Genomic DNA, 21,232 nt, shown 5'->3' with positions numbered 1-21,232 from the left:
CTCAAACGTTAAGGAGAACAATATGTCTAAAATTGCATTTATCGGAACTGGCATCATGGGTAAACCTATGGCGAGTAACCTTCAAAAAGCGGGTCATGATTTGATTCTGTCGGATCACTTCAACGCTGCTCCTGCTGAGCTGGTTGCAGCTGGCGCTACGGTTTGTCATTCCCCAGCTGAAGCCGCAGAGCAAGCGGATGTCATTATTCTTATGGTGCCAAACACACCTCAAGTGGAAGAGGTCCTATTTGGTGATAACGGTGTCGAGCAAGGCCTCACGGCGGGCGGAGCAACGGGCAAGCTCGTTATCGATATGAGTTCAATCTCGCCTATCGCGACTAAAGCCATTGCAGCACGTATCAATGAAGGCGGTGCTTCATACTTAGATGCTCCAGTTTCTGGTGGTGAAGTAGGCGCGATCAATGCCGCGCTAACTATCATGGTGGGCGGTGAGCAAGATGCTTTTGATAAAGCACGCCCACTGTTTGAAATCATGGGTAAAAACATCACACTGGTGGGTGACAACGGAGCGGGTCAAACTTGCAAGGTTGCTAACCAGATTATCGTTGCACTGAACATTGAAGCGGTCTCTGAAGCACTGGTGTTTGCATCAAAAGCCGGTGCTGATCCTGCGCGAGTTCGTCAGGCGCTATTAGGTGGCTTTGCCAACTCTAAGATCCTTGAAGTGCATGGTGAGCGAATGGTGGAAGGCACCTTTGACCCGGGCTTTAGAATCTCGCTACACCAAAAAGACTTAAATCTTGCACTAACGGGTGCACAAGAGTTAGGGGTCGCGCTGCCGAATACGGCTAATGCTCAAGATTTGTTTGGTGAGTGTGCCGAGATGGGCGGTGAAGGCTGGGACCACTCTGCGCTTATCCAAGCGATTGAGAAACGTTCTGACCACTCGATTCGTTAATCTCTTTCAACGATTAATCCGTCTCAGTTCATTAGCCTTTTCGCCTACCACTTTTTTGGGGATTAAGGCTCATGAATACGGGCTTACCATCGCAGTTATGTCGAACAGTAAACCGACTTTCAGGCCTCGATAGGACTGCGATGCGCTAGCCAACAGTTTCAAACAGTTTGTTTATAAATCGCGTAGTTTCGTCTCCTTTTATACGCGTTCCCGGTACGAGGCAAAGGTTGAAGTTGTTCCTTTCCAACTTGATCTTAGCAGGCACCCTTTCGCCTTGTATTGGGGTTCTTTTTTTCTCCGTCAACTAAGGAGTGGCTGATGGACATTGATGCTAAGCAGTTTCTGCAAACCCTTTTCTCAAGTGCTGTAAATCAGGCTCTACCCAAAAACCACATCGAACCTTTTCTTCCTCAAGACATATTTTATCGCTCGGCTAATCAAGCTGGGCGAACGGTCGTTATTGGGGCTGGGAAAGCGGCAGCATCGATGGCCGCTGAATTGGAAGCCGTGTGGCAAGCCAAGAAACAGCAAGACCTTGCACTACGTGATTTAGAAGGTTTGGTGGTGACTCGTTATGAACACCTCGCGCCTTGTGAGTACATCGAGGTGATTGAAGCGGCGCATCCAGTTCCAGATGCGATGGGATTGGAAGTCAGTCAGCGGATGTTGGAATTGGTGAATAACCTCAGTGAAGACGACACCGTGATATGTCTTTTGTCAGGAGGTGGCTCTGCATTACTTAGCTTGCCCGGTGGTGATATTAGCTTGGCAGAGAAGCAACAAATCAACAAAGCACTGCTTAAATCTGGCGCAGCCATTGATGAGATGAACTGTGTGCGCAAGCATCTATCTTCGATAAAGGGCGGCCGACTTGCCAAAGCAGCCTATCCAGCAAGAGTGGTGTCATTGGCGATTTCTGATGTGCCGGGTGATGACATCAGTGTGATTGCATCTGGACCAACCGTACCGGACACTACCACGCGTTTTGATGCGATGGCAATCTTAGAACGCTACCAAATAGAAACACCACGCTCGGCATTTGAATGGCTCAATAATCCAGAATCAGAGACCGTTAAGCCAGATGACGTCTGTTGGAAGAACGCCGAGCATCATATTATCGCGACCCCAATGTCAGCATTGGAAGCTGCTGCTGCAGAAGCCGAAGGTTTGGGTATCCCCGCGTATGTGCTGAGTGATTGCATTGAGGGGGAGGCGCGAGAAGTCGCGAAGGTGCACGCTGCATTAGCCAAGCAAGTTGCTAATAACAAGCATCCATTCGAGACCCCTTGCGTGTTGCTATCTGGCGGTGAAACCACAGTAACCGTAAAAGGCAATGGTCGTGGCGGGCGCAACTGTGAGTTCCTCTTAAGTTTGTATAACGAGCTAAAAGGACAGGACAACATATTCGCTTTGGCCGCTGATACCGATGGTATTGACGGTGTGGAAGACAATGCCGGGGCATGGATAACCCCACAAACATGGCAAGAAGGGACTCGCTTGTCACTTAAAGCTGATGATTATCTAGAGGCGAACAATAGTTATGACTTTTTCAAGCAAACGGGCGTGCTACTGACGACGGGTCCAACGCTTACTAACGTAAATGACTTTCGTGCACTATTGATTCTCTAAGCTGACCCGCTAGAAAACACACGGTTGAATGGTCGTTCTTCTGCACATAAGAGCGGCCATTTTATTGCTATCAATGCGGTGACCTCGAGTTCTGAGATTAACTTCTGGACTAATGAAGCACGTTGATTACTATGGTTTAAGTAATGAGCTGTAAAGGAAGTACTATGTCTAGGATCAGACAAAAGAATCAAGATTTAATCATCGAGGTCGCGTGTGAACAATTCGCCACTCATGGTTATGCCGCAACAAAAATGGCCGATATCGCGAAGGCGGCCGACATCCCCAAACCCAACGTATTCTATTATTTCAGCTCGAAAGACAAACTCTACAATGCCGTTCTAGAAACCGTTACGCAGCCGTTACTTGAAGCGTCTCGTCCGATTGAAGAGCTCAGCGATCCCGTTGAAGCTTTATCTCAATATATTCAAACCAAATTGATCATCTCTCGCGACCATCCACACGCTTCTAAGGTATTTGCCAATGAAGTGATGTCTGGTGCCAAAGTGTTGCCAAAAGAGATCGGCGATGAGCTGTATAACCAGTCTCAGATGATCCTCGATAAGTTCTCCACTTGGTCAGCACAAGGCTTAATGGATGACGTACCAGCACACCACCTGATGTTTACCATCTGGGCGGCGACTCAAACCTATGCCGATTTTGGCTGGCAGATTTGCAGCGTGATGCAGAAAGATAAGCTCGATGACAAAGACTACGAAGAAGCCGCGAAGTTCATCACTCAGCTAGTGATTAAAGGTTGCGGTGTGAAAGGAAAGGCAGAGTAGTTTATTGTTCAGGTCATTAAAAAAGGACATCACACGATGTCCTTTTTTGTATTCGTCCTTCTGTATTTATATATCGTTTCTAGCAAAGGTCGCAGTGCAGCCAGAACTTGTTGATGTTGCGTTTGAATGCGCGTTATCTATCAGTGTGGATGCCCAGCCGTAGCTGTCTCCGATACGCTTGACGATGATTAAACCAAGACCGTGTTCGGTTTTTGTATCATCACTTAAGCCCGAGCCAGTATCAGAAACTGAAATCGTATTTGAGTTGATAGTCACCGTTATCTCACCTTGTGTGGTAAATCGGATCGCGTTTTCAATGTAGTTCTTCAGAACCATGTTCACCAGTGGCAAGGGCATGTTGAGCGTGGTGTCTGGCTCAACGTGCAGCACCAGCTCAACGCCAGGGGATAGCATCGCTTGGTATTTAGATAAGTCGATAGAGCTGTCGTCGATCTCAGTTAACGTTTTTTCGGTTGAAGAGTTCTCTTGTTTCACAATATTGAGCAGTACCTCGACCGTGTTACTCATCCCATTGGCTGCGCTTAAAATACGCTCGCGTTGCTTAGTTTGGAATGCTGGGTCATCGGGCTTCATAGCTTGTAGTTCGGCTGCACCAATCACAATTGCTATCGGTGTTTTTAATTCATGACTCGCGTATTTGGCAAACATCATCTCTTGCTTGGCAAGCCTGTCTTTCATTTTTGAATAGCTGTTGAGGTGTGAGGTGAGCATCTGCAGCTCGTCAATCGTGCGGTCAGGTACTTTGAAGTTATCAGATTCATGTTTACTGAGTTGAGTACTGAGGTCTGAAATCGGCGCCATTAACTGGTCAAAGACTCGCTTGAGGGTAACCCGCAATACGATGATCAGCCCGAGCATCAACAGAGTCGAAATCGCCATCAATACGCCCCAACTGTCATCCCACAGGTCCATATCAAATGAGCTGATGGTGATGTAAGTCGGAATGGTTTTCCCTTGGTCTTCAAAGGCAAAGTGGTAAACGAGCACGCCGGGAATAAGAATGTGTTCTTCAGAAAGTCTAATTTCAAAGCGTTGACGATCGACCGTTTCCAACGCCATTGGCGGTAGCTTTTTGAGTTGGTCGGTAAAGTCTGCTTTACCATAATAAACCGTCACGCTGTCCGACAGTTTGAGACTGCCAGTTGGCGACAACTGGTGATAGAACTGTTGTGCTACACCCTTGAATGACTTGAGGTGATTTTCGATTTGAGCTTCTTCTTGCCAAACCAACCGTAGCGAGAACACGAAAAATACGATGCATGATGAGACCAGAGCGATGACAGAAAAGGTACGCATGGTACGGATTCTGACATCTTCGATTGAGTTACCTAGCTTGGTTCGAATCTTCATCTTTATTGAGGCTCACTAGCAGACGAGAGCAACTGAAATCCATGCTTTGGAATGGTCTTGAGCATTGGAAAGTCGAAGGGTTTGTCGAGTACATTTCGCAGCAGGTAAATATGGCTGCGGAGTACATCTTTGTCTGGAATGTCATCGCCCCAAAGCATGTAGATTAGGCTTTCACGAGACACAACCCCGCCTTGAGCTTTGACTAACTCTCTCAGAATTTGGAACAAGATAGGTGTAAGAGTTAGCGTTTGTCCGTCTCTTGAAGCGGTATGCGTTTTTTCATCAATAATCACTTCACCAAAGCTCAGTGTTTTTTTCGCGACTAAGCCTTTATTGCGTTTGATCAGTGCTGATAGGCGAGCTTCTAATTCAGGAAACTGAAAAGGTTTGGTAACGAAGTCGTCGGCACCGGAATCAAAGCTGCTTAACAGGTCTTCTTGGCCATTCAACGCAGTTAGCATCAAAATCGGTGTCGTTATGCCATTTTGACGTAGTTTCGAAGCCACCTGCATACCATCTAGCTTAGGCAGCATGACATCTAAGACAATCGCATCGAAGTCGTTTTGCATTGCTAAATTAAAGCCTTGTTCGCCATCGGAAGCAAAATCCGCAACGGCTTCTTTAACCTCTAAGAAGTCGGCAATAATGCCTTGAAGTTCGATATTGTCTTCAACAACTAAAATACGACTGCGCTCAAGCATCTCTCGTTCCCACCTAAAACTCTACGGTCAGTAAAAATGTAGCCTATCCAAAATTATGTCGAATTTATGTCTAATTGATAGTGTTGCACACAAAAATACAGCGTCATCCGATTATTTTTCAATGTCGAATACACTTCGACTTTAATTCGACAAAGCGAATTCAACAATAGTTCACATCAATAGGTGAGGGTTGAATTATGAAAACTAAAATTATCGCGCTTGCAGCACTTCTTGGGGTCTCAACAACTCAAATATCAATGGCTCAAGCAACCGAGCTAATCGGTCACGTTCAAGGGTTGAATAAACACAGCGTTGTGGCAGAAGTGCCCGGTGTTGTAGAGATGAATAACCTTGAAGTGGGTGATGCCGTAAACCAACAACAAATACTGGCTCAGATTAAAGCCGATGATTTTAAGTTTAGCGTCAATAAGGCCAAAGCCAATCTAGCGCTTGCAGAGGCGGATCTTGCATTACGAAAAGCAACCTACAACCGTTATCAAGCACTCATTAAGAAGAACAGCTTGTCAGTCGGGGAACTAGATACGGCAAGAGCGGAGTTTCTCAGTGCTAAAGCTGCGGTTTCTGTCGCTCAAATTGATTATCAACAGTCTCAAGTTGACCTAGAAAACACTCAGATTGAATCCCTAATTTCGGGCTACATCTCCAACAAACCCACGCAATCTGGGGCTTGGGTGAGCGAGGGGGATTTGCTCTATGAAGTGGTCAACATCGACAAAGTGACTCTGTCGTTCATGGCGAGTGAGTATGACTTAAAGCATTTCAGCGTTGGTCAAGAAGTGGTGGTGTGGTCTGAAACCAATCCAGAATTCAAGATGGAAGCAAAAGTGCAGCGCATTGGTGTTGAGATGCAAAATTTGACCTACCCAGTATTGGTCGAGATCACCAACCAAGGCCATGAGTTTAAGCCAGGTATGTCGGTTTACGCCTCGACAGATCTTTCCATTCAAGGCATCACAACCGCTCAAGTCGCATTGGATCAAGCAGCATCAAACGAAGGTAAAGGGCAGTAACGATGAACTTCTTAGCATACTTCGCGAATCGTCAGTTTTTGGCTCGCATCATCACGGTTATGGTGTTGCTAACGGGCGTTATGTCGTTAATGCAACTTAACTTGCAAGAGTACCCAGATGTTGCGATGGACACGGCGGAAATCGAAACCAGTTATCCCGGCGCAACAGCTCAAGACATTGAACTGAACATCACCAATCCTATAGAGAAAGAACTTCGTTCCGTCGATGGTATTGCCTATTTTTCGTCAGAATCTTCAGAAGGGCGATCTCGTATCGAGGTTGAGTATTTGCCCGGTGAAGACGCCGCGGTGATCTTGCGAGATATACAGCAAGCAGTAGATCGAGTCGGGAACCTGCCGAAAGACATAGATTCGCCGCCGGTTGTGACTCAGCAGAAAACCTCTTCTTTAGATGTGTATCATTTTGGCGTGAGCTTAACGGATAGCAACTCAGATACCGCGTCTTTGCAGCACTATGCTTATCAATTAGAAAAGAAGATCAACAACCTTGGCGGCGTTGGTTCTATCACTATGTCCGGCTTTAACGAGCGAGAGTTTTGGGTTGAGGTCGACCCTGAAAAAGCGCGTCGTTATCAAGTTGCCTTTGATGATATCAGCACCGCGATAGAGCAGCATAACCTGTCACAGTCGGGCGGATTTGTAGAGTCATGGAGTCAAGAACAGAAGATCGTCACCATGACCAAAGTAGAGTCGACGGGGGATGTGTCTAACATCGTGATTAAGGCCTTAGATTCCGGCCAAGTTGTCCGTGTGTCTGATGTGGCGACCGTTATCGATACTTTTGCACGAGCAACCGAAGATCCGGTGATGAGCGGGAAGCCTGCGGTGATTTTCTCTATCACCAACAGTGGCAGTGCAGATGTAATCGCGACCATCGACAGCATTAAGGCGTTGTTGGACAAAGAAAGCGAACGCATTGGTGACCAATTCATCTTCCAAACGAGTCTCGATCTTGGCAAAGACATGGGAGAGAAGTTCTCTATCGTGGCAACCAATGGTGCGATAGGCTTGGTGTTGGTTCTGCTTATCTTGAGCATGATCCTGCAACGTCGTGTCGCTTTCTGGGTGTCGGTTTCTATCCCATTTTGTGTGTTCGGTGTGATGATGGTTCTGCCAACTATGGGGCTGAATTTAGACAGCATTACATTGGCAGCATTGCTTTTGGTTATCGGTATTATCGTCGACGATTCAGTGATCATCGCCGAAAGTATTTTCCAAGAAAAGGAAGCAGGAAAAAAAGGTGTCGATGCTGCGGTGTCGGGGACTTTAAAAGTAATCAAGCCCTTGATGGCAAGTTTAGTGACCACTGCTTTGGTGTTTATCCCGATGATGTTCATTCCGGGCACCATGGGTAAAGCTGTCTCAGTGATCCCGATTACCGTTATCGCAGCGCTCGTGTTCTCATTCATTGAATGTACGTTAACACTGCCTGCGCACTTGTCTTCTGCGAAAGAGAGCACCAAAAAAGTCGAAGAAAAAGACCGTTTTGAGTGGGTTTCGAACCGCTATCGCTTACTGCTGAATATTGCACTGAACTACAAGAAATCAGTGATTGCAGTGGCTATTGTTGGGTTTGTAGCTTCTGGCTATTTAGTCTCTTCGTTGAAAGTGGATATCTTCCCTACTGAGGCGGGAAAGTACATCGATGTGTACACCGAAGTGAAAGCGGGTACGCCATTATTAAAGGTGCGAGATGCTCATAAAGCAATAGAGCAAGCAATCGAATCTCTACCAGAAACGGAACTGGTCAGCTACGAATTGGTTTACTCATCTCCAGTATCGCAGGGCATTATTAACCTGACAAACTTTGACCAGCGCACCCGTTCAGCCGAACAGATTATCGCGTCACTTAACGAAGAGTTGGCAGCTCTGTCTGAAGACATGTTTATCAAGTTCTCAATTGACGCTGGTGGCCCGCCTCCCGGTGACCCGGTTGAAGTTCGTGTGCTCGGTGGAACGGAGAGTGAACGCAATCAAACCGTTGAGTTAGTGATGGCTTGGCTAGAAGACTACAAAGGCGTGACCAGCATTAATCACAGTGAGGCACTGAAAGATCCTCAGTTAAACATTGTTCCTCAATATCACTGGTTGGCGAAATACAACCTCACGGTGAGTGATCTATCGAACGCGCTGCGTGTTGGCTTTGATGGTAACAGCGTGACATCCACTTGGCTTGGCGATCAAGAAGTCGATATTCGTGTGGTATTAGATGAGCAATTTCGCGACCTTGAAAAGTTGAAAACCACCAAAATCTACACGGCTGATGGGCAGCAAGTACCATTGAGTCGTTTGGCTACGGTTGAGCAGATAGAAATCCCGCGTCTTATTAAGCACTACAATGGCGAGCGTGAAGTTACGGTATCCGCTGCCTTATCTGACGAGAGCATTAGCCCTGTCGCATTAGCCGATGAGTTAGTCACAGAGCTTACCGGTCAATACCCATCAAGCGTGACCATTAACGTAGGCGGCGAGGCGGAAAGCACTAACGAAACCATGAGCGGCTTTATGGTGGTGTTCCCTGCCGCTATGGTAGCGATCTACTTTGTATTGGCGGTAATGTTTAATTCATTACTGCAACCACTGCTCATTATGGCGGTTATCCCGTTCGCAATTATGGCTTCGTTGATGGCGCTTGTGGTTCACATGCAGCCGATGTCTCTGTTTGGATTGATTGGCGTACTTGGGATGACGGGTGTTGTGGTCAATAACTCCTTGGTGCTGATTAACCGAATCAACGAGTTAAGAATCGAAGGTTTGAACGCGATAGACGCGGTAACTCAAGCGGCTGTCAGTCGTCTGCGTCCGATTGTGATGACATCGCTGACCACGGTGGCTGGTTTGTTGCCTCTCGCCTACGGGTTAGGTGGAACGGATGTGTTTATGGGGCCAATGTCGCTCACGCTGGGCTATGGTCTGTTGTTCTCATTGCCCGTTGTACTTTTGGTGATTCCTGCCATGTATGCGTTGTTCTTTTCAAGAAAGCCTAATAATTCATAATCATATTAAATGGGCTAGAAATGAGTGGTTGAAACCTGAATAGAAATACAATTAAAAACTCCGATGTACATCGGAGTTTTTACTTAGAGCGAAGGTCTAGCTTTTATAATTTGAAGCGTTCTAGGATTTGTTGTTGTTTATCGATCTCGCTCAATTGCGTATCCATACCACTGCTCATCTCCATAGCTTGTTCTGCTACTTGTTGGCTCAATTGACTGATTTGTTGTGTATTACGATTTATCTCAATAGATACAGAGCTTTGCTCTTCTGCTGCTGCCGCTATTTGATCGTTAAAACCAGAAATATGGGTGATGTTTGCTTGTACAGAACTGAGTGCTTCAGTGGCTTTTTTAGCACAAGAAATAGCATCTCTTGCACTTGCTTCACTGACGGTTATAGCTTGTGCCATTGAGCTCGTTCCGTTCTTTAACTGGTTTATTTTGGAGTGTATCTCTGTTGTTGATTCTTGTGTTTTCAAGGAGAGTAAGCGTACATGGTCAGCAACTACCGCAAAACCTCGACCAGCTTGTCCCGCTCGTGCTGATTCAATCGTTGCGTTCAAAGCCAATAAATTGGTTTGATTAGCAATCTCACTTATGACATCCAAAATACTAGTAATGCTATTCGTAGCTTCGGTTAGGTTGTCGGATTGAGTGGAGGCATGTTTAATACTGAGCGATAGGCTTTTGATCGTTTGTTCGGTTTGCTGAACAACATCGACACTCTCAATGACATTTTTTTCAGCAAAGTTGGCACTTTCTGCCGCATCTTGGGCACTTTGGGCTGTATCGCGAGCAGAAGCCGACATCTGCTCCATGGCGGTTACTAAACTTCTTAACTCTGACATCTGATGATTCACATTGAACCCTGTCTCTTGCGTTGTCTTTTGAGTTGTATCTGCTTGGCTTTTCAAGGTTGATGCCACTCTTTTTGACTCCAACATTTGAACCTGTAAGTTTTCAACGAATTGGTTAAAGTTCCCTGCCAATTCAGCAAACTCGAGGTCGTTGTCTGTTTTTAAGCGATGAGTTAGGTCCGCTTCACCAGAAGCAATGTTCTTGATTGCTGAATTTAATTCTTTTACCGGTCGGAATAGGTAACCAATCACCCAGTACAAGAGAATGGCAATAATAATGATCGAAATTGAAGCCATCAATATTAGGTGGGAGGTTAGGTCATTTAGGCTAGAGAAAACACGTTCCTCATTTACGAGCGCACCAATATACCAATCTTCTCCTTTCACTTTTTGTAAGCTGATCAGATGCAGTGCGTCATTAATTATAACTTCCTTTACGCCCGTTTCGAGTTCTACATCTGGAGCAAAATCGGTTAAAGGTTGACCATTGTAATCACTGTTAGGGTGAGCAATCGTTGTGCCATCACCTGTCACCATGAAAAGGTAACCAGAGTCGAATAGGTTGGTTTGATTGACTAGTTGTGCAAGGGGGGTTAATGACACATCAAATACTACATTTCCCAAAAATTGCTCATTGGTGTCGTTGATTGATGAAGAAATAGAAATGATCATATCGCCGGTAGATGAGTCAACATAAGGTTTGGTCACTACTATGCTATCTGATTGGCTTGCTGCGATGTACCAAGGGCGAGAACGTACATCATAACTTTGGTCAGGAACCCAGCCGTCATTTGAGATGAGAAGACCATTATTCTCGTATCCGATACCAACCGCTTGAAAGCTACTCTTCAACGTCGAGGTCGATATTGCTTCGTACGCAAGGTCGTGATTAGTAGCATCAATCATATTCAATGAATGGACTACTGAACCCACTAACTCACGGCTAGCGTTGAGTTGGTATGAAACTGTATAGCCGACGCTTTTGATTAGTTCTTGGACACTAAGGTGTATATTTTCTTTAAAAGTATTGCTGGTGGCTTGTTGTTGAATGAAGCCGATACAAGTAATAACTGATAAGAACAGAAGACTGGTCGTTAGTATGATTTTAGATTGGAATTTCATCGAAAAAATGCTGTATAAAAAGGTTGTTTTCAATGTTACAGGTCAGATGAGGGTATTTCTGTAATAAGCAATATAACCTTACATTAATTGATTATGGCCCTTCTTTCAGGATGAAAAGATAAATTTAAATACAAGTTTATACTTTGTAGGTGATGGGTTATCGGTATGTGGTTTATAAGAAACTCAAACGTTTATTTTTTAATGTTTGAAAGGGTCAAGGAGCCAATGGACGTAATCTGTTCGAAATTTTACCTATGTTTATAGTCGCTGGTTGGATTGAATACTTGTATTGAATTTGACCAAGTCAAATGATCTAGAAGCCGCTGTGTGATGTTCGTTTTGTATTTTTGTGACTTGTTGTGCAATAACTCATTTATATTGGATTTGGCTCGATTAGGTATGCCATTTTATTTAAACAACAGGTTATAGTGTCGCAAAAATGGGCGGCACTTACTGGTTTCAAAAGCAAATAACTCAGAACACCAGAGTGAAGCTTCTAACAATATTACACGCACAACATATAGGTTTAGCAATGACGCTTAAAAGCTTGGCATGCACCATCAGCGCAGTTCTACTGGCAGGTTGCGGTTCGACGGTCGCGACTCAAACATACAACGCCGATCTGATCATCAAAAATGGACAGGTTCTGACGATCAATTCTGAAATGGATGTGATTGAAGACGGTGTTGTCGTCGTGAAAAACGATAAGATCATCGCTGTTGGTAACGAGGATTTGATTACTCAATATCGCGCTGAAAAGGTTATTGATGCTCAAGATGGGATTGTTATGCCGGGCATGGTTAATGCTCACAACCATCTACCTATGATTGCGTTTCGTGGTTTAGGAGAAGAGGGCATTTCGAATCGTCTGTTTGCTTACTTCTTCCCGCTAGAAGCCGAAAAGCTAAGCCGTGAACTGATTTACAACGCGACTAAGCTTGGCTCTATCGAGTTGGCGCAAAGTGGTGTAACAACTTACGTTGACATGTATTACCACATGGATGAAATGGCAAAGGCGACCAAAGAAGTCGGCCTGCGCGCGGTGTTAGGTGAAACCGTGATTAAATTCCCAGTGGTTGATGCCAAAGAACCTTACGGCGGGATTGAATATGCCAAAGGCTTTATCGAGCAGTACAAAAACGATGAGTTAATCACACCCGCTTATGCACCACACGCGGTGTACACCGTGAGCAAAGATAAGCTGCAAGAAATCAATAAGCTGTCGGCTCAATATGATGTACCTGTGTTGATTCACGTTGCTGAGTTCCCGAATGAAGAAAAGCGCATCAAGGACGAAACCAAAGCGACATCACCAGTCGAATACATGGACGAAATTGGTGTGCTCGATGAACGTGTCGTGATTGCTCACGGGATCCACCTTTCAGAGAACGATCAAAAGCTATTGAAACAGGCCGATGCGGGTATCTCATATAACCCAATGGCTAATGCTAAAGGCGCGACGGGCATCGCACCTGCGTGGGAGATGTACCGTGCTGATATGCGAATTGGTTTGGGAACAGACGGCCCGATGAGCTCTAACCAAGTCGATATCATGCGTACACTAAGCTACGCTGCAAACATGCAACGCTTAAAGCACTCTGATCGCACGATCATGATTCCTGAGCAAGTTATCGAGATGGCGACATTAGGTGGCGCGAAAGCCCTACACATGGAAGACCAAATCGGTTCTCTTGAAGCAGGTAAGAAAGCGGATATCGTGATCGTAGAGACAACATCGGCGAACATGATGCCGAATTACGACCCATACGCGACCTTGGTTTATCAAGCGAATCCGAGCAACATCGACACCACTATTGTTAACGGTCAAATCGTAATGGAAAATCGAGTGATGCAAACCGTTCAGCTGGATGAAATACGCCAAAGCGTCGATGAGTTTGAAACTGATATTAAAGCGTTTGCCAAAGAGCTTTCTAAGAAAGCGATTAAATCTAAGAGTTTGATGGATTAAGATGTAAATCGGTTTCTAAAAATCGAACTGAATGAACAAGGCCGACATCATGTCGGCCTTTTTGTAGCTGGCTTATCCCTTTAACCTCGGTTCCTTGGATTAAAGCAACGCTCGGTTAGTTAGAGAAGCACTTGGTTAATTCGAGCAGCTATTGCCATTTGGAATACCGCTGCCTAAGAACTCGACGCGAATCTGTTCGACATCTTTTAGATATTGGTTGTTGGCTTGGTCTGTCTTATCGAAATTGTTGAGTGTGACATTCCATGAGGTAAATGGAGTAGGTTGGAAATACGCGTATTCGAACTTATTCGCTACGGCACCGTCGGTGATGATGCTGACATCATTGGTGGTTGGATCATCTAGACGGTAATAAAACGCACGTGAGACGGGGTTCGAGCTGAACTGATAATCTTGGTTTTCATATCGATCGGCATAGTTGCCTGAACTTGAGACTCGCAGATTCAGTTGCTTGCCATAAGGTAAGTTTCCACCCTCTAAGAACACTCGCACCGTGGAAAGCCTAACGCGGTCAAATGAACACAATTGGACTTGCTCTAATGGAATAGAGAAATTCAGCTGTCCGGTTGTTGCAAAGTTCTCTAGTTGTTCTGGGCTAGAAATAGTGTAGTTATCGATGGTGAAATCTTGTGGCGCGGGTTGAAATGAAGACAGAGCATTCACATACTCACTTTCGATGGATGCCAAGTCAAACTGGTAGTCCAAATAACTTTTGTTTAGAGAAGGCGTGATCTCGCTTGGCTTCAATGCCCAGTATTCGTATGCCTGAACATAGTTAGACAAAGCAACGAACATCGGGCGTTTGAAGTGCATCAACACTCTTGATAGTTCACGTTCAATCGAATCGAAGCTGTCGGTATCTACTTGATAACCTCCAATTGCATCATTCAGCCTTTGCTGTTGATTGATGGTTACGTTGTTAGTTAACAGTAAGTCGACCAGCTTTGCTTGCTCCTGAGCAAAGTTAAGCTGGGTGATGTTAATTGCCTTACCCAGAAGCACCTGTTTCTCAAGCTCAAGTAAGTACTGTCTTGTCCCTTTAATCCCCAAACTATCAGCATATCTTAAGTTACTGCGGATCTCGGTGATCATTAGATCCCACGCTAGATTGCTTTCATTGATGGTTGGGATGTTGAAGTTAAAGCCATCCATCGCTTCCGAAATCTTCTGGAACTTGATGGTTGATTTAATATCCGCAGTGAGCTGAGAGATACCAGAAATCGTTTTGGTGACGCTATCAATAATGCCTGTGACCGACTTGATATTGGTCACGAGGTTTTTGGCTTTTTCTAATGCTTCAGGCGTTTTAGCTAACTGCTCGGTTAGGTCATTCACCCCAGAAAGGTTACCTGTGAACACGCCACTTACTGCGCTACCAATCTCCGCGATAGCTTTGAAAATCGCCAGTGCTGCGTTGAGTTGCTGCTGGGTTTTCCAATTCTCTACACCAACTAAATAAGTCGTTCTTGCATCGAGAGTTACTAACTCCTGAGCTTTGTATTGGCTATCTACCTCGGTCAGGCTATCGCCTATCTTGTCTATGTTGGATTGGGTTTGTGTGATGATCGAGCTTTGAGCACGAAGAACGTCTTCAATGTTAGCGAGCGCTAACTTAGCGGCTTCTATTTTGTCTTCAATGACGGTGCTTCTGTCTTGAATAATGTCCCATTGAGCTTGATACGCAACCATCGCATTCAGGTACGCTTCGTACTTGTCTTGGTAAAGTACTTTGTCGAGATAAGGTACGTAGTGGCTCTCTTTGGTACTGAAGCTAATGAACTGCTTGAACGCGACCGTTTGCAGGTAAAGGTCTGAAAGAATTGGGTCGTCTTCCACCACAGAACCTGAGTAGCGCAAGCTCTGCTCAATCCAGTTGATAAGGTCGAGGCTAAGTTCTGGGTTGGTGTCGAACAAGCTGGCCGCCATATCAAAAGAGCGGTTAATAATGTCTGTAAAAGGTTCGGTAGCCAGTTTCATTTGTCCGGTAATGTTTGAGTCTATGGTGGTTCTTCGGTAGTGCTCTCCTGCTAAGACAACGGATTCACCATCTCCTGTATTTCCTGTTAGGGCGTCTCGTGTAATGCTGCCATCGCTTTGGAAAGCGAGCACATTAATGGGTGTTTCTATTTCACCAGCAATCACAGAAATCGATGCTGCAGAACCTTGTTGTCCGAGCACAAACGTTGGCGTACCTTGGCCAACAATTTTGCGCGCAAAAATCAGGATGTTTTGGTTGTTTACAAGTAAGTTGAAGTTCTCTGGTACTTCGATGGTGTCTGCAAACACGACGATTTTTGAAGGATTGGTGACGTATAGGTTCTGCTCCGCTATCCAGTCGCTGAGGTTGATGTGTAGATCGGATGTTGAGCGAGACAATACGCCAACATCTGAATAGGCCGATTGAACCCAAGTTGGGTATTCAGTTGAATTGGGTAAATTGTTCAGTTCAAGCCAGTCGCTAGAAAAAGCCTGTGGAGAAAATGAAAGAGAAATAATAATAGGTAGAAGTCTCATATTTATATCCTGTCGAAATTAGTATTCGCCAAATTTTGGGTAGCAGAAGCCAACACCTTAATTTTCATAAGGTGCGGCTTACTATTCGGAGGGTTATTTGGCTATCTCGTTATATTGTTAGCTGTCTCGTTTTGTATATAGCGCTGCTTTTTCGTTATTCGTCGCGCTATTTCTTCGAGATGTATAGGGACTATTCCATTTCTTGAATGTACGCATTGTTTGCGAACGCTTTTGCTTTCTCGCTGATATTACTCCAGTTACTTTCTGCAACCGTTGTATTGGCAAGCGCACCTATCGCACCAAGCATTGCGTCGTCTTTCATGATGTCGGCATTATTCTGGGCTTGTTCTAATGCCACAAGCAGTGAAGTGAAGTCGGCATTCATTTTCTGCCAATTCAGTTTCAGCTTATTAATATGTGGAATCGCATTTTCAATTTGTTGAGAAATCATATCGATACTCTCTGAAGAGCGATGATAAGAGTTATATATTTTCTGGGTGTAAGTTAACTGCTCTTGAAGCTCTTTTACTTCGTTTTGTAATTCGTTACGAAGTTTGCGTGCTTTTTCTGCTTTATCGCCATATACGCCCATGATTGGACCTGCAACCAGAGGGAACCATGCATAAGTCACCGCAGTAGAGGCGACGGTAACGTAGTGAGTGTAATCTTTGTTGAGTTGAGTAATACGCGCATTGATGTCATTCACTCGCTGCTGAAGCGCGCTACCATCATCGCTTAGGTAACCGTTGTGAGTGCCTTCCAACACATCTAACTGCAATTTTTGGGTGTCCAATGTAGCTGAAAATTCTAATAGGTTGCCGCCAGCGTCAGACACTTCTTGCTGGTATCTCATTGAAAAACTTTGCAGGCTTTTCAGGTAAGCGATCGCCACCTTTCTATTGCGTTCTACCGCTTCGATATCTTCCGGGAGCGGCGAGAATGCTTTGGCCAGCATTTCATTCAAAGCATCGCTTAGTGGGTTAAGCATGAAGTCTTTAATTTGGACGTAATTGGCCAAGCTTAATGACAGGTCAACGATGCTTGGATAAAGCTCTTTTTTCCAATAGAAGGCGGTATCGTGAATACTTGAGTATTGCTGAACCAGTGCTTCGAAATTAGAGAAAGGAATGTCGTTAGGAATACTTAAAGTCGACTTCATACTGGCTTCTGTCACGGGCAGTGCCAAAGCGCCTTCAACATAGGCTTGGATCTGATACCACTCTTGCTGCTTGAGAATAAAGTTGTCGGTATCTAAATCAATAAAGACGCCATTCTCACCGATTATCGTATCGTAGGTGACTTGAGGTATGTTTTGCTCAGCTGACGCTTGGTTAATTTGAACTGGCGCTGCTTGAGAAGTGAAAGCAAAAGAAGAAAGTAGCCCAATTGAAATCGAAGATAGTACGAGTGTTTTAGTGATTTTTTTCATCGTTTAGCCCTGTTAGATTTGTTATTAGCTTTTTACAAAGACAATAATCCCCCTACCATTCGATGGCATTTTTAAATATTTATGAAGGGTTATTGAATAGTTTTATATTGTTATTCTTATAATTATTTTTTTGTTTTTAAAATTGACTCCTTTAATGTGTTTTTTGTTTTTATAAGATTTGGTCAATCTATAGTAGATTTATAATGAAAAGTTCTATTTAGATCACACATTTGAATTCATGTTGATTGATTGTTGATCTATTGAATTTAATGATATTTAAGTCACTACTCTTGTGTCTTTTGTCAGGCTAGGTATGGAAAGGTCTCGAGAGGTTTTTATTCTATTCATAAATGCGATAAGTGATAAAATTATAATTATCCTCATAATTCCCATTATTACTAAATCTGTTGATTAATTTGATGAATATATAAATAGAACGAGCGTTTTAAATTTGATCTGTGCCAGATAATGTTCAGGTTTTATATTAAGGAAAGTTTCTATTAGTGGCTTTTTATTAGCGAGTTTTTTATTAGTGGAGCTTGTATTAGATATAATTAAATTAGATTATCTTTAATTAGTGGCATTGTTTTTGGTTTATTAAGACTGGAATTATTGAAGGAAATAGATGGATACGTAGGGCTAGAGGTCATCATGTTTATGGGGTTTTAGAATGTTTGCGATATTTTCGAATCTTTGTGGATGTTCTGGATGTTTACCCATCAAAACCACTCACTTCTGCTCGCAGTGTTTGATGGGCAAGTGTCTTAGTTAGTTGTTATTCATCGCCAGCTTACCTAGCTTCATTGCAGCGGCATGGTGGCGGTGCATTAATTGCTCCATGTCTACGCCAATTACAGCTCCATCGTTAACTCGCCATTTTCCAGCTACCATCACTTTATCCGCTTGTTGAGCGCCGCAGAGTAGTAATGCAGCCAGTGGATCGTGGCTACCAGAGAAGCGAGTGTCATCGAGTTTGAACATTGCGATGTCGGCTTGTTTGCCAACTTCTAAAGTGCCAATGTCGGTTCTGCCCATTGCGGCGGCAGAGCCTGATGTCGCCCAGCGCAGTGCGTCGAAGTGTGAAACATTAGCAGAGCCATATTGCAGGCGCTGTAGATACATCGCCATGCGTACTTCGGCAATCATATTGGAGCCGTCGTTTGAAGCTGAGCCATCAACACCCAGTCCGACTTTTACGCCAGCGGCTTCGAGGTCGTTGTTCTTACAAATACCGGAAGCCAACATCATGTTAGAAGTTGGGCAGTGACTGATACCAATGCCTGCTTTGCCCAAACGCTTGATCTCTTCTGGGTTGAAGTGAATACCATGTGCGAGCCAAGTGCGTTCGTTGAGCCAGCCCACATCTTCCAGATAATCGACAGGGCGCAAGCCAAACTTCTCAATACAGAAGTCTTCTTCATCCAAGGTTTCGCATAGGTGAGTGTGCATCATGACGTTTTCACGTTCGCTGATCTTGGCGGTCTCTTTCATCAGGTCGGTAGTGACTGAGAACGGCGAACAAGGCGCGAGTGCGATTTGAATCATCGCCCCTTCATCACGCTGGTGGTAATCACGAATCAAGCGCTGGCTGTCATCAATGATGGCTTGTTCGGTTTGAATGGTGTGTCGTGGAGGTAGTCCACCTTCATCTTCCCCAAGACTCATGGAACCGCGAGTAAATATGGCTCTCACACCTAGCTTCTCTGCCGCCTCGACTTGCAAATCAATAGCGTGCTCAAGCCCATTAGGTAGCAAGTAGTGGTGATCGGATGCAGTAGTACAGCCCGACATCATTAATTCAACCAGCGCCAGTTCTGTAGCTAGGCTCATCATCTCAGAATCGAGGTTGGCCCAAACCGGGTAGAGGCTTTGTAGCCAATGGAAGAGTTCTTTATTGAGTGCGCCGGGGTAGGCACGCGTTAGGGTTTGATAGAAGTGGTGGTGCGCATTGATAAGCCCAGGAGTCACAACATGACGAGAGGCGTCGACGCTGTAATCTACGGGTAAGGTCGGCTCTTTGTGTTTGCCAACCAGCTCAATGATTTTATTACCTTTAATGACAATACCGCCTTCTGCATCAGCGTATGAGCCAGTGTAGATTGCGAGAGGATTCTTAATCCAGATGGTTTCCATTCATAGTAGTCCTTAGCCATCTCAGCCTTTTCAGGGAAGAGGGTCTTTATTTGGTATTTGTTGTTGAAAGATAAATTCGAATCAAGGGCGAAGAAACAATTAGTGTTCTAGTTACGCCCGTGATTCTACGGAAATCGGTTTTACGCTCGTTAGCGATTCATCTAGTTCGTTTTTGGCTCAGGGTTTTCTGATGCTGTTTGAACGTCAGTTTCTGTTGTTGTTTGTTGAATCTCTAACTGCTCGTTTGAGTGTAGTTCTTCTTCAGCTTGTTCTTTCATTTCTAGCTCAACTTGCGCTTGGCTTTCGGCTAACGCTTCTTGCTCTTCTGCGCGTGAAGATTTCGGTAATATAAGGTTAAGAACAACCGTCATGATGGTGCCTGTGGTAATGCCCGAGTGCAGGAAGTTCGCCAAATCATGTGGCAAGTGTTGAAGTAATCTTGGTTCGAAGGTAACAGCTAAACCAGATGCCAAACCTACACAGATTACCAAGGCATTTCGTTTGGTGTCTGCGGCTTTGATCAACATGCGGATGCCCGCGTAGGCAATCATTCCGAACATCACAAAACCTACACCACCTAAAACGGGCTTAGGAATCGTGACCGCAATAGCGGCTAATTTCGGGAATAAACCGCCTAAAATCAGCAAGCCACCTGTTGCAGCCACTACATAGCGACTTGCTACACCTGTGATACCTACAATGCCGACGTTTTGGCTGAATGACGCCAATGGCATCGCGGTGAGAATAGAAGAGAGTGTGCTACCAAGGCCATCGCCTAGTAATCCACGTTTTAGATCTTTACCGCTGACTTGGGTTTGGCAGTTGTTGCCAAGCGCCATGAAGTCCCCGGTTGCTTCAGCGATAACCACGATGTACACCAAGCTCATGCTGATGATGGCACTGGCAGAAAAGGTAAAGCCATATTTAAAAGGTTCAGGACCACCGACCCAAGCTGCAGAGCTGATTTGTTCAAGGTCGACCATGCCGAGCGATAGCGCCACAATGTAACCGCCTGCTAGGCCAATCACGATAGCGGAGGCCGCAACCGCGCCTTTACAGTAAACCGATACGCCAATCACGATCCCCAAAGAGACCAGTGCGAGAAACAGTTTAGGTAGCGTGGCGAATTGTTCCGTGTTGGCAGGAGAATCGCCGACCCAGTTCATGGCAACCGGTAAAATGGTTAAGCCGATTAGGGTAACCACCACACCACTTACCACGGTCGGGAACAGCTTTCGAACCTTGTCCATGTAGAAGCTGGCACCAATCACCACAAACGAGCCGATCAGCGCCGAGCCCATAATGGCGGCGACACCACCTTCGTTACCGATCGAAATAGCCACACCTAAAAAGGCAAAGCTTGAGCCCATAACAACGGGCAATCGAATGCCAACAGGACCAAAACCAAGACACTGCGCGACAGTCACAATACCAGACGCCAATAGCGCCGCATTGATCAGTGAAACGATCTCTGTGTTAGGTAGGCCGATAGAGGCACCGACAATAAGAGGGACAGCGACGATGCCACCAATTGAGGCGAGCATGTGCTGTAAAGCGAGTAGAAGGGTTAGCCCATGAGGCGGTCTTTCATTAAGGGTGTACAGAAGTTTCATTTGATATTCCTCTGCCTGCGTTTCCGTTTACAGGCGATTGGCGGTCAAATAATGACTTCTACAAACTGCGTAGGGTCATAAAAAAGGTGCACTGGATCGGTAGGGGGTCTGCTCTCTCGTCATCAATG

General features: G+C 45.0%; 13 protein-coding genes. 6 read left to right on the top strand and 7 right to left on the bottom strand.

What is annotated here, in order from left to right; genetic code table 11:
• The first annotated feature begins 22 nt into the window (after window positions 1–22).
• From OCV12_RS16745 to OCV12_RS16735, 3 genes are all read left to right on the top strand, one after another.
• A complete protein-coding gene (locus OCV12_RS16745) occupies window positions 23–919 on the top strand; it encodes a 2-hydroxy-3-oxopropionate reductase (protein ID WP_239848980.1) in 897 nt (298 codons plus the stop codon).
• A gap of 318 nt (window positions 920–1,237) precedes the next feature.
• Window positions 1,238–2,548 (top strand): glycerate kinase type-2 family protein, encoded by a 1,311-nt coding sequence (locus OCV12_RS16740; RefSeq protein WP_261886601.1) that lies wholly within the window; start codon window positions 1,238–1,240, stop codon window positions 2,546–2,548.
• A gap of 164 nt (window positions 2,549–2,712) precedes the next feature.
• Window positions 2,713–3,330, top strand: coding sequence for a TetR/AcrR family transcriptional regulator (locus OCV12_RS16735; RefSeq protein ID WP_261886600.1), 618 nt, complete (start codon window positions 2,713–2,715; stop codon window positions 3,328–3,330).
• 66 nt (window positions 3,331–3,396) lie between these two features.
• Here OCV12_RS16735 and OCV12_RS16730 read toward each other — a convergent pair whose 3' ends face one another.
• Window positions 3,397–4,647: a sensor histidine kinase gene (locus OCV12_RS16730; RefSeq protein ID WP_261887136.1), complete on the bottom strand. Its 1,251-nt coding sequence runs from the start codon at window positions 4,645–4,647 to the stop codon at window positions 3,397–3,399.
• 56 nt (window positions 4,648–4,703) lie between these two features.
• A complete protein-coding gene (locus OCV12_RS16725; RefSeq protein ID WP_261886599.1) occupies window positions 4,704–5,402 on the bottom strand; it encodes a response regulator transcription factor in 699 nt (232 codons plus the stop codon).
• 197 nt (window positions 5,403–5,599) lie between these two features.
• Here OCV12_RS16725 and OCV12_RS16720 point away from each other — a divergent pair, with 197 nt between their 5' ends.
• Both OCV12_RS16720 and OCV12_RS16715 read left to right on the top strand, forming a co-directional pair.
• Complete coding sequence (locus OCV12_RS16720; RefSeq protein ID WP_261886598.1) at window positions 5,600–6,433, top strand: efflux RND transporter periplasmic adaptor subunit; 834 nt, start codon at window positions 5,600–5,602, stop codon at window positions 6,431–6,433.
• Between the two features lie 2 nt (window positions 6,434–6,435).
• A complete protein-coding gene (locus OCV12_RS16715; protein WP_261886597.1) occupies window positions 6,436–9,450 on the top strand; it encodes an efflux RND transporter permease subunit in 3,015 nt (1,004 codons plus the stop codon).
• A 103-nt stretch (window positions 9,451–9,553) separates the two neighbouring features.
• Here OCV12_RS16715 and OCV12_RS16710 read toward each other — a convergent pair whose 3' ends face one another.
• Window positions 9,554–11,428 (bottom strand): methyl-accepting chemotaxis protein, encoded by a 1,875-nt coding sequence (locus OCV12_RS16710; protein ID WP_261886596.1) that lies wholly within the window; start codon window positions 11,426–11,428, stop codon window positions 9,554–9,556.
• Window positions 11,429–11,960: 532 nt separating this feature from the next.
• On the opposite strand from OCV12_RS16710, the gene OCV12_RS16705 reads away from it, so the two are divergent.
• Window positions 11,961–13,397 (top strand): amidohydrolase, encoded by a 1,437-nt coding sequence (locus tag OCV12_RS16705; RefSeq protein ID WP_261886595.1) that lies wholly within the window; start codon window positions 11,961–11,963, stop codon window positions 13,395–13,397.
• A 135-nt stretch (window positions 13,398–13,532) separates the two neighbouring features.
• Here the strand turns inward: OCV12_RS16705 and OCV12_RS16700 are convergent, their stop codons facing one another.
• The 4 genes from OCV12_RS16700 to OCV12_RS16685 form a co-directional block, all read right to left on the bottom strand.
• Window positions 13,533–15,929 carry a hypothetical protein gene (locus OCV12_RS16700; RefSeq protein ID WP_261886594.1) on the bottom strand — a complete coding sequence of 799 codons (2,397 nt, stop codon included), beginning with the start codon at window positions 15,927–15,929 and terminating at the stop codon, window positions 13,533–13,535.
• A 190-nt stretch (window positions 15,930–16,119) separates the two neighbouring features.
• Window positions 16,120–17,358, bottom strand: coding sequence for an alpha-xenorhabdolysin family binary toxin subunit A (locus tag OCV12_RS16695; RefSeq protein WP_261886593.1), 1,239 nt, complete (start codon window positions 17,356–17,358; stop codon window positions 16,120–16,122).
• A gap of 768 nt (window positions 17,359–18,126) precedes the next feature.
• Window positions 18,127–19,491 carry an 8-oxoguanine deaminase gene (locus OCV12_RS16690; RefSeq protein WP_261886592.1) on the bottom strand — a complete coding sequence of 455 codons (1,365 nt, stop codon included), beginning with the start codon at window positions 19,489–19,491 and terminating at the stop codon, window positions 18,127–18,129.
• A 161-nt stretch (window positions 19,492–19,652) separates the two neighbouring features.
• Window positions 19,653–21,104 carry a nucleobase:cation symporter-2 family protein gene (locus OCV12_RS16685; RefSeq protein ID WP_261886591.1) on the bottom strand — a complete coding sequence of 484 codons (1,452 nt, stop codon included), beginning with the start codon at window positions 21,102–21,104 and terminating at the stop codon, window positions 19,653–19,655.
• Between the last annotated feature and the right edge of the window lie 128 nt (window positions 21,105–21,232).

It is taken from the genome of Vibrio pomeroyi (genome assembly GCF_024347595.1).
GTDB classification, from domain to species: Bacteria; Pseudomonadota; Gammaproteobacteria; order Enterobacterales; family Vibrionaceae; genus Vibrio; species Vibrio pomeroyi.
Note: the sequence above shows the minus strand (reverse complement) of the source record. Positions and strands in the feature narration are given on the sequence as shown.

Excerpts from the sequence above, each read along its gene's own strand:
- OCV12_RS16710 (WP_261886596.1), bottom strand. The coding sequence starts at position 11,428 with ATGAAATTCCAATCTAAAATCATACTAACGACCAGTCTTCTGTTCTTA.
- OCV12_RS16745 (WP_239848980.1), top strand. The coding sequence starts at position 23 with ATGTCTAAAATTGCATTTATCGGAACTGGCATCATGGGTAAACCTATG.
- OCV12_RS16730 (WP_261887136.1), bottom strand. The coding sequence starts at position 4,647 with ATGCGTACCTTTTCTGTCATCGCTCTGGTCTCATCATGCATCGTATTT.
- OCV12_RS16720 (WP_261886598.1), top strand. The coding sequence starts at position 5,600 with ATGAAAACTAAAATTATCGCGCTTGCAGCACTTCTTGGGGTCTCAACA.
- OCV12_RS16700 (WP_261886594.1), bottom strand. The coding sequence starts at position 15,929 with ATGAGACTTCTACCTATTATTATTTCTCTTTCATTTTCTCCACAGGCT.
- OCV12_RS16715 (WP_261886597.1), top strand. The coding sequence starts at position 6,436 with ATGAACTTCTTAGCATACTTCGCGAATCGTCAGTTTTTGGCTCGCATC.
- OCV12_RS16725 (WP_261886599.1), bottom strand. The coding sequence starts at position 5,402 with ATGCTTGAGCGCAGTCGTATTTTAGTTGTTGAAGACAATATCGAACTT.
- OCV12_RS16740 (WP_261886601.1), top strand. The coding sequence starts at position 1,238 with ATGGACATTGATGCTAAGCAGTTTCTGCAAACCCTTTTCTCAAGTGCT.
- OCV12_RS16705 (WP_261886595.1), top strand. The coding sequence starts at position 11,961 with ATGACGCTTAAAAGCTTGGCATGCACCATCAGCGCAGTTCTACTGGCA.
- OCV12_RS16735 (WP_261886600.1), top strand. The coding sequence starts at position 2,713 with ATGTCTAGGATCAGACAAAAGAATCAAGATTTAATCATCGAGGTCGCG.
- OCV12_RS16695 (WP_261886593.1), bottom strand. The coding sequence starts at position 17,358 with ATGAAAAAAATCACTAAAACACTCGTACTATCTTCGATTTCAATTGGG.
- OCV12_RS16685 (WP_261886591.1), bottom strand. The coding sequence starts at position 21,104 with ATGAAACTTCTGTACACCCTTAATGAAAGACCGCCTCATGGGCTAACC.
- OCV12_RS16690 (WP_261886592.1), bottom strand. The coding sequence starts at position 19,491 with ATGGAAACCATCTGGATTAAGAATCCTCTCGCAATCTACACTGGCTCA.